We start from the raw sequence: 12,498 nt of genomic DNA on the forward strand, positions 1-12,498 counted from the left end.
TCTTAACTCATTTTTACAGGATTAGGGGCATCTTGTGTGCACACAGCAAGGCGTCCAGATGAGAAGCGTGTATTGTCATCGCAATAGATAAAGCTGAGTTTGTGCTTCTTGGTATCAAGTGTCACGCAAAGGTCGATTTCTGTATCCGGTAATATTAAATGTTGAAATTTTAATACTTCTAAGCTTGTTGTATAAGCGGGATATTGGAAGTGCTCACAGCCTAAGCGAATGGCCCAGTCAAGTTGGGTGACACCAGGTAAAACAGGCTGACGATTAAAGTGGCCTTTAAAATAAGGTAAGTCTTTATCAATACGCAGACGCCATGTGGCGGAAGTATCATTTAAGCTACGGCTGATAATGTCAGGAAGATGAGATTTAATCATGGGTAAATAATGCCAACAGTTGAGATTGTACTAGTTTACCTTGCCTGTTAACGGGCATTTGGTTTGGATAACGCCAACGCTTAGGTAAAATAACCCGTTCAAATTTGGTTAATAAGTAAGACTTAAAAATATTATTAAGGCTGAGTTTTCCTTTCGTGTCGAGGTATTCTTTACCTGACTGGGATAGCTCTATAACGGCTGCCAATTGTATTTTAGGCTGTTCTACAATGAGTAACCTTGCGACTTCTACCATGGGGTGGGTATGAAGCAATGATTCCATTTCAACTAATGAAAGTCGCTTTTCTTCAATTTTGACAATGCGGTCAAGTCGTTCTTGAAGAATAAATTCATCGTCATTGGTGAGTTGAATTTTATCATTACATTTCATCCAGCTATCATGTTCAATATAGGGAGATTTTAACCATAATGCGCCGTCATTTTCATCTTGCTTAATTTGAATGGGTGCAAAGGTTTTCCATGTTTGCTGTTCTTGGTATTGGCGACGATAAGCAATACCGCCTGTTTCAGTACTACCAAAGACTTCAATAGGTAAGGTTGAATAGCATTGTTTAATACCTTGCGCAGCTTCATAAGTTAAAGGTCCACCAGAGCTGAACACTAAGCTAGGTGCCCGCATTTGGGGTTGAAAATCTAAGGAGGCTGGTAGGCGAGATAAATGTGCTGGACTACTGATTAAGCATAATTGAGAGAATAAATTACTGTAATAACTGAGTGTTTCTGGGTATTCAATGAGCTCACTTAAAAAGGGCCTACGGCTAGCAAGTGGCCAGAGAATTTTGAACAGTAAACCGTAAATATGTTGGTGAGATACTGTTGAAATAATACTGCATTGTGGTAAATGTTTAGCAAAAGTGGATTCGAGTGTGGAGACTTCACTGTCAAGCTGCGCAAGGGTTTTTGTGACAGCTTTTGGTTCTCCGCTGCTACCGGAGGTAAAAAGGGTAAAGCATCCCCAGTCGTTAGACTTTGGCCAAGGTAATTTGGGTAAGTCGGCCAGTGCTTCTAATGGGATAAAAGGTTTATTGGACACGAGTTCTTTATCTGATAGAACCGCATCAAATTGGTCATTTAATGCTAGCAAGTTAGCCGGTTGTACACTTGAAGGCAAAATAATGTCTTTTCCTGCAATTAAAGCAGCACACAGGCCTATAGCAAATAATTCACTATTGTCACAAGAAACAAGCCATTTTTTATGGGGGCTCTCAATAAGTTGTTGATGAAAGTAAGCGACTTGATGGCTAAAGCATTCTCCCGTCAGAATGTTATGATGATTAAAACTTATGAGTTGTTGTTCAATTGGGCCTAACGTTAACCAAGATGTCAGAATATTTATCATCGTTTTTTCAACCAAAATGTGCGGTATAACCATTCACCAGCAAAAAGAATACCCATTAATACATAAGAAATAAGACCGTTATAAAGCGTCCAAGTAGAAAGGCTTGCAAATTGGGCGGTATAATAAGCGATTGTGCCATTGACAATGAAAAAAGAGCACCAGATTAATGTGACTTTATTGAGATAAGGTATCGCACTGTCTGGTAAGTCAGGTTCTTTTAATCTTGCTAGTCGCTCTATGATGCTTGGCCCCCATTTTAATGAATGAGCAAACAATAACAGCATGCAAGTACTGATCACGACGGGGTAGTACAGCAACCAGTCATTCATTTTTGCGATATAGCTACTCATTGTTAATACAATACCTGCCAAGATAGGCAGTATTAATGATTTTAGTTTTTGTTTATTAATCAATAATCGTAATACAAGAAAGCCACAAAGTAGCAAGGCAATGCTGCCTTGGGGTAAATAGTTAAGCCCAAAATAGACAGCGATTGGATAACATAGCACCACAATTGTGGTGGCTATTTGCAAAAACAGTGTCATTCAGCTGTAACAAGCGCTTCAATCGCGGAGACAACGTCATCAACGGTACGCACTGCTTTAAATGTCTCAGGGTGGATCTTTTTGCCTGTGATCTGTTGTAATTTGATGACCAAATCAACAGCATCAATACTGTCTAAATCTAACTCATCATAAAGCGATGCGTTTAATGATATATCACCTTCATCAATTTCAAACTCTTCTACTAAAATCTTAGTCAAAGTTTCAAGTATTTGCTCACGGTTTTTCATGTTACTTCCACTGCTTATTGCGCTTCAATGAAGGCGGCAAGGTTATTTACACTATAAAAGTGCTGTTTGGTTTCTTCTGAATTAGCATCGATTTTAATATTAAATTGTTTTTTTATGGCTAATCCGAGTTCTAATGCGTCGATGGAATCTAATCCTAATCCGTCACCAAATAATGGTGCATCAGAGTCAATATCTTCGATGCTTACGTCTTCTAAATCGAGACATTCAATAATTAATTTTTTTATTTCGTTATGTAATTTCATGTGTCATATCTAATTGTTGTTTATAATAATTCTCTAAATCCCTAGTCATTTGGCGTGCTTTTTTTGCATTTAAACTGCAATCCACACTGAATGGTGAGATATATTCATTATAAGAGCGAGGATCGCCAATCTCGACTCTCATGCCAATAGTGCGCGGAGGGATATGATACCACGGTTGTTGTTTGCTGAGACCAATTGCATTGGTGCGCAATACCACGGGGATCAGTTCAGTTTGACTGCGTAAAGTGATATTCGCTGCGCCTCTGGCAAATTGATTAATGGTTTCACCTATTTGGGTACGAGTACCTTCAGGGAAAATAATGAGGTTAGTGCCTTTTTCCAGTTCAGATTTACAATCTTTAAGGAGTAAGTCTGCCCCTCTATTAGGAATGTAGCCCGCACTTGAGACGACGCCTCTTAGGAAGAAGTTTCGCCATAAAGCTTGTTTTACAATACACCCGGCGTTGGGAATTAAGCTTATCATGACGACAACATCAACTAGGGTTGGGTGATTCGCTATGACTATCTTTCCCGTCATATTTTGTAAAAAGGCGGCATTATCAGTATCGACTTTGATGACGCCTGCAGCGGTAAGCATGGCAACCATGCCTTTGAACATGATATGGACGGCTTTTCTTACGCGCTTAATTTTTTGAGTATGGGAACCTGGCCAAAATTTAAGTAAAGGCAGCAAAGTTAAGGAACTCAGTAATCCTCCAAGGCCAAATATAATATAGCAAATCACTCCGCCAACCCATCTTGGAACATAGGCCAGCCCAGTTAGCTTAGGGGCAGGAGTAAAGTCAGTCATAATGGAGGGTCCAAAGTTGATTATTCATTATACCTGAAAGCGAAGATTGGCAGGCCAAAGCGTGTAAAATTTCGCCAAACTTTAAATGCTTCTCTGTTTTAGTTTGGTAATTTGTATCAATAGTCAGTTTGGCTAGATGTGTGTTTGTAGACTGTTGCGACAGCACAAATGCCATGGCAATTGGCCATTCAGGTTGGGTATTGAATCGCTGAAAAATCGAGGGTACGGGCTCATCACCATAGACAAGTAATATTGGTTCTGGGTTTTCATGTAATTGAACATAGGATTCTATTACAGCTTGCGATAAGGACTCAGTACCAGCGGCAATGGCTGTCGATGCCGCTTTATTTTTTGTCAATATACTGAACATACCACTGGCTGTGTTATGAACTGACTGACTAAAGCTTGTTGGAGACAGTGACTGTGCGTTTGTGATATCACTTAGCAGTGACATGGTACGATTAATTTCACCATGTTGAGAAGCGAAGATGCTACGACATTGTGCGGGTGGATTGGCCTGAAAGGTTGCCGCTAATATTATTTTGGTCAGTGGGCTCAGGCGTCTACGTTGATTCGCAGGTATTTGTTGAAGATCTGGCGGTCGAGTAGAGGAGGGCACAGCAGTGAGTGGTGCTTGCCAATGTTGCCAATCCAAGGCTTCTTGATATAAGGGAGACCATGCTCCCCAAGAAATAATGTCAAATGTTAACCGCATCGGTTCTTAGTACCTGTTTTACTCAATTTTCTACACCAACTTATACTGCTAAATATTGTCGAAGATAAGAAAATTCGAATGGATGCAAGTCTATGTTTGGTATTTATTATTATTATTTTCGGCTCGCATAATAGCATAGATCCCCGTTAAGGGGATAATGCTATTGCTTGAAAGTCTTGCTATCTCATTTTAGTTGTTTATTTGTTGCTTTAACTGGGTTTTAAGACGACGTAAAGCGGCTTTGACTTTTCTCGCGTTATCAGGGCCCATACGAATAAGTAATTTTTGGGGACCCGCTAATGCTTCAAGTTTAGGATCAACAAATTTATAATTGACACTCACACCATTCACTTCAATAGGGGCATTAATAATGGGTGTTGCTAACAAGAGATCGATGGCTTTTAACATACGGTCATCAAATTGAGTGTCATTATAACCAAGTTCAGCTAAGGCTTCGCTAAACAGTGGACTCATTTGTTTATAGGTAACAATAAGTTGTTGGTCATTGAGGCCACTTAGGAAGTCAGCATAGATATCATAACGATGATAGCTATCTGGATCGATATACGTTTTGTTGCTCACATCGGATACAGTGAATTTTTCAGTGGGCCCTTTTATTGGGCTGGCGTTTCGAGCAAGCTCTCCTTCTGACAGGTTGTCAACAAAAACAACAAATTGACGAACCAAATTTTTGTCATTCAATATAGGTTGAATTGTCATGCCATCAGCAATTTCAATCGCTTTTTGATAGGCAAATTGGTCGCTATTGTTTAATGCCGGAAGCACTTCAGGTTCTGCAGGTGCTTGTGGAGCGACTTCTGCTGGCACATCCTCATTGTCGATGATAGTCGTAGTGGTTTCCGGGACTTTAGCAACGGTATCTAAAGGCTCATCCGGCGTCGAAACTGGCTGGCTGATACTTTCATCAGGCATTTTTTCAAGATTATCTTCTTGCTGATTGAAATAGTAATAGGCTCCGCCAGCGATTAAGATAACAATAATAATAAATATAATTAATGGATTAGAGCCAGAGGTTTTTCTCTTTTGAGTGGCCCTGTCTTCTTGGTTGGCTTTCATTTACATTCCTCTGCTACTCGGGCGAATCTGTGTGCCGATACGTTCATTGTCAAATTAACAGGCATTACCTGTCGAAGTCATCTTAATTAAAGATGTTTAATTGTTGAACTTTTATTGATAAGGATAAACTCATCAAATCAGTATTGTTCAATTACTCTACAGCCGATATTGAATCTTAATGATGCAAACCTTAATCAGGCTTGTACAAATTGTTCTCTTTCGCCAAGCCATCTGGTAATAATATTATCAACATTATCGGGCGATTGATCCATTACATGTTGGGCTAATTTTTGAATATGTGGAATTAATGATTGATCTCTCAATAAATCAGCGATTTTCATGTCAGCAATCCCGGTCTGTTTTGTTCCTAATACTTCACCTGGGCCTCTAATTTCTAAATCTTGTTGGGCGATAACAAAACCGTCATTACTGTGCCTTAATACGCCTAATCGTTTGGTTGCTGTGTGTGACAAGGGAGGTTTATATAATAAAACACAGTGGCTGGCGACAGCGCCTCGCCCCACACGACCACGTAATTGGTGTAGTTGAGCAAGGCCTAATCGCTCAGGATTTTCAATGATCATTAAGCTTGCATTAGGCACATCGACCCCGACTTCGATGACAGTGGTCGCAACGAGTAAATTGAGGTGACCTTCTTTAAAATCACTCATGATTTTTTGTTTTTCAGCTGATTTCATACGGCCGTGAACGAGGCCAATATTCAGTTCGGGTAAGGCAAGCTTAAGTTCTTCAGCCGTATCTTCAGCGGCCTGACATTCTAGTACTTCTGATTCTTCAATGAGTGTGCAGACCCAATAAGCTTGTCGTTTATCACTCAATGCTGCCTGTTTTACCCGTTCAATGACTTCCGTTCGACGTTGATCTGAAATCGCAACTGTTGTTACCGGAGTTCGACCGGGTGGTAATTCATCAATAATGGACGTATCTAAATCAGCATAGGCTGTCATGGCTAATGTTCGAGGGATGGGGGTGGCTGTCATAATTAATTGATGAGGATGAAAGCCTTGACTGATCCCTTTTTCTCTTAAGCCTAACCTCTGATGTACACCAAATCTGTGTTGCTCATCAATGATGATAAGAGCCAGTTTGTTAAAGATAACTTGGTCTTGAAAAATGGCATGGGTACCTATGACCATATTGGCTTTACCTGAGGCGATATCGGTTAAAGATTGGGTTCTGGCTTTGCCTTTTAATTTGCCCGCTAACCAGCCGATAGTTAAGCCAAGTGGTGAAAACCAAGCATTAAAATTAGCTGCATGCTGTTCGGCCAGTAATTCTGTTGGTGCCATCATTGCAACTTGGTAGCCACTCTCAATAGCCTGCAGTGCTGCCAGTGCAGCGACTAAGGTTTTTCCTGAGCCCACATCTCCTTGAACTAAACGCATCATAGGTTGAGCTTGAGTAAGATCTTGGGCTATGTCATCGACGACTCTTTGTTGAGCTCCTGTAGGGCTAAAAGGTAAAGAAGTTAAAAAAGGTGTAGTTAATTGCTGTGTCGGTTGCATGGTAACGGCATTATCTTTGTTTGCTCTTTGTCTTAAACGCAGCATGCTCAGATTATGAGCTAATAGTTCCTCTTGGATCAGTCTTTGTTGGGCAGGGTGCATGCCTTGTTCTAACGCATCGATTGATACATCATTACTGGGTCTGTGTAAAATGTGCAATGCTTGTTCCAAACTCAGGCTATTAGGTCTTAGATGAGCTGGAAGCAATTCACTGAGTCCCCCTTTACTGAGCATGGCTAGGGCTTGCTCGGTGAGTTTCAGTAAGCTATTTTGTTTTAGTCCCTCAGTGGTAGGATATATCGGTGTTAATATATTGCTTTGTGGGAGTGATTGCGTCTCTTGCAGCACCTTGTATTCAGGATGTACCATCTCTACTTGATGTTTTCCACGACGAATTTCACCATAGGCCCTTATTAGCATGCCCGGCGCTAAACTATTGCGTTGATTAGCTGAGAAATTAAAAAAGCGCAGTAGTAATTGGCTTGTTTCATCCTGAACGAGGCAAGTTAGCATACGTTTGCGGCCATGAAGCACCTGACTCGATATAATCGTCGCTTCAATAGTACCGTAATGACCGGGGTATAAAGCGCCTATAGGATAAATTTGGGTGCGATCTTCATAGCGTAGCGGAAGGTGAAATAACAAATCCTGTATGGTTTTAATGTTGAGTTTGCCTAAACGTTCAGCCACTTTTGTGGCAACGCCCTTCAGATCTGTAATAGGAGTAAGATCTAATTTTTGCAAATTTTCCGCTTTCCAACCACTGTAAATTTATACATATACTATCAGATAAATTGTCGTTGGCAATCTTAGATAAACTTAAGCTTATAAAATATAGGCTTAAGTTTTATGTTGATGATTATTTTATCATGAAAGCTAACGGTTTCTAGACAGAGGCATTACTGACTAAATAACTGACATAACACAGGTAACCGACTAATAATAAAATACCTTCTCGACGGCCAATTCGATAACCAGTCCAAGCAAAGGGTAAAGTAATAACCGCCAACATTAACATGACACTAAAATCAATGGTTTTCATGCCTTCAGCACTGATAGGATGAATGATGGCTGTGACACCTAAGATCCCTAAAATATTAAAAATATTGGAGCCAACAACATTACCGATGGCGATATCACTGTGTCCTTTTCTTGCGGCAACCACTGAGGTGACTAACTCTGGCATGCTTGTCCCTATGGCGACAATGGTGAGGCCAATGACGATTTCACTGATCCCGAATTGCTTGGCTAATGAGATGGCCCCATCGACAAATAAAATACCGCCACCGACTAACATACTGATGCCAATAAGGACGAAAAAAAGCGACAATAAAACATGTTGTGGGCGTTGATCGATAAGTTCACTTGTCTGACATTCATCATTTTCTTTGCGAGAGCTAATATAACTATAACCAAGATAAATACTTAATAATGAAGCGAGTAAAGCGCCGTCTCCAAGGCTGAGTTCGCCGTCATGCAATAACCACCAAAATAACATTGAAGCCATGATCATCAGTGGAATATCACGCTTGACCATTTGCGATTGAACTTTGATGGGTTTAATGAGTGCAGTAATGGCTAAAATAAGGCCAATATTGGCAATATTAGAACCAATAACATTGCCAAGTGCCAAACCACTATTGCCTGCAAGGGCGGCTTTTAAGCTCACAGCTAATTCAGGTGCACTGGTGCCAAAAGCGACGATGGTTAAGCCTATGATTAACGGTGCGACCCCTAATCGTAATGCGATAGCACTGGCCCCTCGAACGAGCGCTTCAGCACCAAGAGTTAAAATCAGAAAGCCACCGAGAAGAGAAAGAGTAATCAGCATGGTCATCGTATCGTTAGGTGATAATAACTTGCAAGAATAAAGGCTTAAAAATTCATAGCAATGGATTTAATGGCATATTATATTAATGATATTTAAATATTCCCATAAAACAAGTTTAATCAACTGATTTTTATATATAAAAAAACACGCCAAGGGGCGTGTTTTATTTTGTTGTTGGTATGTGTTTATATGTAACGCTAAATCTCATTTTCCCAACGTATTTGCCCGCCACGTAAATCGTCGAGTCGATCAATATAGCTGGCTTCTAATACATGGCGCTTAATTTTGAGTGTGGGTGTTAATATATCATTTTCCACGCTCCAGATTTCATCTGTGATAATGATAGCATCGACTTTTTCATGGGACTCTAAATGGGTATTAACGCTATCTAATGTCTCTTTTAGAGACGTTCGAACTTCTTCTCTATGCTGTAAATTGGCGCCTTCAGACAATTGCACCAAGGCCATGGGTTGGGGTAACCCTGATCCTATGACACAGATTTGTTCAATGTGGAGATTTTTGGCGAGTTTGGTTTCGATGGGAACAGGAACGACATACTTACCTTTTGAGGTTTTGAAATTATCTTTTACTCTGCCAGAGATTGAGACATAACCCTCATCATCTATTGTACAAAGATCGCCTGTATGAAAATAGCCATCGCTATCAAAACAACTTTGCGATAACGCGTCATTTTTATAGTATCCTTTCATTAAGCCTTTGCTTTTTACTAGTAATTCACCGTCATCACCTTGCTTAATATCGCAGCCCTCAACGGGACGGCCAATGGTACCAATTTTATTCGGATTGAAAGGTAAATGCAGTAAAGACAATACGCTATTTTCTGTCATTCCCCAGCCTTCACTGATATTGATATCGATATTATGATACCAAGTGATGAGTGATGGAGGGATAGGAGCCGATCCAGAGCCAAACACTTTTGCATTATTTAGCCCTAAGCCTTTTTTTATTTTATTTTTTATTAATGTGCTAACAATGGGGATTTTCAATAAAAGATTGAGTTTACTTGCCCCAATTTTGTCAATAATATTTTTTTGAAATAGGCTCCATAATCGAGGTACAGAAAAGAACAAGGTAGGAGAGGCGCGTTTAACATCATCAACAAAGGTGTCTAAGTTTTCAACAAAGGCGACACTGGCGCCGGAGTAAAAAGAAGCACCCTCAATAATGACGCGCTCGGTGATGTGAGCTAGAGGAAGATAAGAAATCAGCCTATCACTTTTATCGAGAGTCACTTTCTTCACTGCCGCTTCTGCCGTCCAAGAATAGCTAGAGAAAGGATGGATCACTCCTTTTGCTTTTCCTGTGGAACCAGAAGTATAAACAATACTCATAATCGTATCACTGGCTGGCAGTGGGATATCTTTTAGGGGTTGCCCTAAAGTTAATAATTGTGGCCATTGATATTGGGCTGGCATTGTTTCATAAGGCATTGCTAGCCGGAGTATATCACCACTAACCCCAACTTCTTGCTCTGGCCAATTATCGAGTTTCCCAATCATAATAGCTTTAGCGTCGCTGTGCTCTAGTGTATATCGAATGGTATCAGCGTTGGCGGTTGGATAAATAGGGACACTCACATAACCTGCATACATGAGTGTCAAATCAGTGATAAACCATTCTGCACAGTTTTTTGACAAAATGGCGACTTTATCCCCAGGGACTAGGCCAAGATGACGTAATCCCCCTGCCAGTTGCTGTACTTGGTCATAAACCTCTTTCCAAGTAAATTCTTTGTATTGGCCATTTATAGGTTGTTTTAAGTAGACTTGGTCTCCTTGAGTGGCGACCCAGTGCTCGAGCATTTCAATAGGACTTTTCATTAGTGCCCAACTCCGTTTGCTATATTATCCTTAGTCTTTAATCCAGTATGGACACTTTTGTTATTGAAGACAAATAGTTTTGTTAATGACTTTTTAATCAAATAACAGTGGATAAATCGAAGCGATCAGTAACCCTGCCATGATGATATTGAACAGGCGTAGCCGAGCTGGGTTAGACAATACCTGACGAGATTGCCGACCGACTAAGGTCCAAAAGCTCACGGAAGGTAAGTTAACGAGGGCAAAAATGACCGCACAAAGTAAAATCGATTGAACACTGTGAGAAGGGGTATAGGCGCTCATGGCCGTGAGTGCCATGGTCCATGCTTTAGGGTTAACCCATTGAAAGCTAGCTGCTTGTAGAAAGGAAAGCGGTTGAGTTTGCTGCTGATTGTCTTTGTCTACCGATGTGGTTGCAATTTTATAGGCTAAATACACTAAGTATGTAATGCTCACCGTTTTTAATATTGAATAACTCATAGGATAAAGATCGAAAATCTGTATGAGTCCCACGCCCACTAAAAAGACCATAAAGCTAAAACCTAGCCCAATACCTAGCATATGAGGAATGGTTCTAGAAAAACCAAAATTAGCGCCCGAAGATGCCAGCATGATGTTATTAGGCCCTGGCGTAATGGTAGAAACGAAGGCAAAAGTAATGAGTGCGCCGATAAGGTGGTAATCCATATGTGATCTCTTTTTATGTGTTTTATAATATTGCAATTATAATTCTTAATTGGAGGTGTTATCTTGTTTTATAATCCTAATAATGACTATATGAACAATATATGATGAAATTAGACAAAATAAACGCAAGAATATTGCAAGAGTTGAAGTTGGATGGAAGAGTGAGCAATGCAGAGCTTGCTGTTCGAGTCGGGCTTTCTCCATCGGCATGTTTAAGGCGAGTACAGGAATTGGAGCGCTTGGGTGTGATCACGGGGTATAAAGCCGTTTTGGATCAATCTGCTTTGGGGGTGGGGTGTATTGCATATATTGCTGTTGGTCTAAGCGATCATAGTAAAGCGGCGCAGCAAGCTTTTGAAGTGGCCATTACACGATCGAGTGAGGTTATAGAGTGTCATAATATCACAGGATCTTATGAATACTTATTGCGGGTCGAGACGAAAGATTTAGCGACCTATAAGATATTTCATACCGAAACCTTAGGCACATTACCTCAAGTTAATGAAATTACAACCTATGTCGTTATGGACTCTCCTAAGGATGAACGGGCTTGAGATGAGAGACACTTCATCTTTTATATTTTCGCTTCTTTTCATTTCTTGAAATCCTGATGAGTTCACTAGTGATAAGGTTCATTCGTGGTCTGTATCTTGTCGTTTCATGCTTTAAATATCTTAATATACGGGAATGTTTTCGTTAAATGTGAAGCGTGTACCACATCGACTTTTATTATACGAAGCTGTGAGATGGTCATATTGATTTAGCTATATGTACGCGAATACGACATTAGGTGGAAGAAACTATGCTTATCCAGATACTTGCTACACTTTAGGGGAACGGTGACTGCTGCTGTTCTGTATCCTAATATATCTGAAGGCACAATGTGCGATGCTTCAACATCAACGACTACAGTGTTAATTGATGGTGGCCTTTCGGTTACTCAAATATCCAGTATTACCTTAAGTACAGGAGACAGTAGTGGAGTATTGGGTGGCGTTGCTTCGGGTCAAATGATGGGGTCTACCAGTTTCACTTTGGGCTGTACTGCTGTCATGGTGGGAGGGATGCCAGTGCAAAGGCTTACGAGCACGACGGCACCAAATGGCACATCACCTAAGTGTGTGGGGGTGACATTGGTATCTTCACAATATAAAGTGAGGGTATTAAAGTGAATAGTCTCTCGTTCGATATCACATAATGCTTGTGACATCGAA

14 protein-coding genes are annotated in these 12,498 nt (G+C 40.4%); 2 read left to right on the forward strand and 12 right to left on the reverse strand.

Annotated features, from left to right (window positions below):
• Nucleotides 1-2: 2 nt before the first annotated feature.
• From Q0976_RS09455 to Q0976_RS09510, 12 genes are all read right to left on the reverse strand, one after another.
• Nucleotides 3-383, reverse strand: a complete 381-nt coding sequence (locus Q0976_RS09455) for a thioester dehydrase (RefSeq protein WP_299493304.1) — start codon at nt 381-383, stop codon at nt 3-5.
• Nucleotides 376-1,740, reverse strand: a complete 1,365-nt coding sequence (locus Q0976_RS09460) for an AMP-binding protein (protein WP_299493305.1) — start codon at nt 1,738-1,740, stop codon at nt 376-378. The genes Q0976_RS09455 and Q0976_RS09460 overlap by 8 nt, the downstream gene beginning before the upstream one ends.
• The gene (locus tag Q0976_RS09465) at nt 1,737-2,285 is read right to left on the reverse strand and encodes a hypothetical protein (RefSeq protein WP_299493307.1); all 549 of its coding nucleotides are present in this window, start codon (nt 2,283-2,285) and stop codon (nt 1,737-1,739) included. Before Q0976_RS09465 ends, Q0976_RS09460 begins: the two co-directional genes overlap by 4 nt.
• Nucleotides 2,282-2,533 (reverse strand): acyl carrier protein, encoded by a 252-nt coding sequence (locus Q0976_RS09470; protein ID WP_299493309.1) that lies wholly within the window; start codon nt 2,531-2,533, stop codon nt 2,282-2,284. The genes Q0976_RS09465 and Q0976_RS09470 overlap by 4 nt, the downstream gene beginning before the upstream one ends.
• A gap of 14 nt (nt 2,534-2,547) precedes the next feature.
• Nucleotides 2,548-2,796: a phosphopantetheine-binding protein gene (locus tag Q0976_RS09475; protein ID WP_299493311.1), complete on the reverse strand. Its 249-nt coding sequence runs from the start codon at nt 2,794-2,796 to the stop codon at nt 2,548-2,550.
• Nucleotides 2,783-3,607, reverse strand: coding sequence for a lysophospholipid acyltransferase family protein (locus Q0976_RS09480; RefSeq protein WP_299493313.1), 825 nt, complete (start codon nt 3,605-3,607; stop codon nt 2,783-2,785). Before Q0976_RS09480 ends, Q0976_RS09475 begins: the two co-directional genes overlap by 14 nt.
• Entirely contained in the window at nt 3,600-4,322 is a 723-nt protein-coding gene (locus Q0976_RS09485) for a beta-ketoacyl synthase chain length factor (RefSeq protein WP_299493315.1), read from the reverse strand. The genes Q0976_RS09480 and Q0976_RS09485 overlap by 8 nt, the downstream gene beginning before the upstream one ends.
• 189 nt (nt 4,323-4,511) lie before the next feature.
• Nucleotides 4,512-5,399: a DUF3014 domain-containing protein gene (locus Q0976_RS09490; RefSeq protein ID WP_299493317.1), complete on the reverse strand. Its 888-nt coding sequence runs from the start codon at nt 5,397-5,399 to the stop codon at nt 4,512-4,514.
• A 194-nt stretch (nt 5,400-5,593) separates the two neighbouring features.
• A complete protein-coding gene (gene recG, locus Q0976_RS09495) occupies nt 5,594-7,669 on the reverse strand; it encodes an ATP-dependent DNA helicase RecG (RefSeq protein ID WP_299493319.1) in 2,076 nt (691 codons plus the stop codon).
• Nucleotides 7,670-7,811: 142 nt separating this feature from the next.
• Nucleotides 7,812-8,756 (reverse strand): calcium/sodium antiporter, encoded by a 945-nt coding sequence (locus Q0976_RS09500; protein ID WP_299493321.1) that lies wholly within the window; start codon nt 8,754-8,756, stop codon nt 7,812-7,814.
• A 197-nt stretch (nt 8,757-8,953) separates the two neighbouring features.
• Nucleotides 8,954-10,597: an AMP-binding protein gene (locus tag Q0976_RS09505; RefSeq protein WP_299493323.1), complete on the reverse strand. Its 1,644-nt coding sequence runs from the start codon at nt 10,595-10,597 to the stop codon at nt 8,954-8,956.
• Between the two features lie 93 nt (nt 10,598-10,690).
• On the reverse strand, nt 10,691-11,284 hold the full coding sequence (locus Q0976_RS09510) for a LysE family translocator (RefSeq protein ID WP_299493325.1): 594 nt from the start codon (nt 11,282-11,284) through the stop codon (nt 10,691-10,693).
• A gap of 101 nt (nt 11,285-11,385) precedes the next feature.
• Between Q0976_RS09510 and Q0976_RS09515 the strand changes: the two genes are divergently transcribed.
• The gene (locus Q0976_RS09515; protein ID WP_299493327.1) at nt 11,386-11,838 is read left to right on the forward strand and encodes an Lrp/AsnC family transcriptional regulator; all 453 of its coding nucleotides are present in this window, start codon (nt 11,386-11,388) and stop codon (nt 11,836-11,838) included.
• 285 nt (nt 11,839-12,123) lie between these two features.
• Nucleotides 12,124-12,456 carry a PAAR-like domain-containing protein gene (locus tag Q0976_RS09520; RefSeq protein WP_299493329.1) on the forward strand — a complete coding sequence of 111 codons (333 nt, stop codon included), beginning with the start codon at nt 12,124-12,126 and terminating at the stop codon, nt 12,454-12,456.
• The last annotated feature ends 42 nt before the right edge of the window (nt 12,457-12,498 follow it).

This window comes from uncultured Shewanella sp., assembly GCF_947501665.1.
Taxonomy (GTDB): Bacteria; Pseudomonadota; Gammaproteobacteria; order Enterobacterales; family Shewanellaceae; genus Shewanella.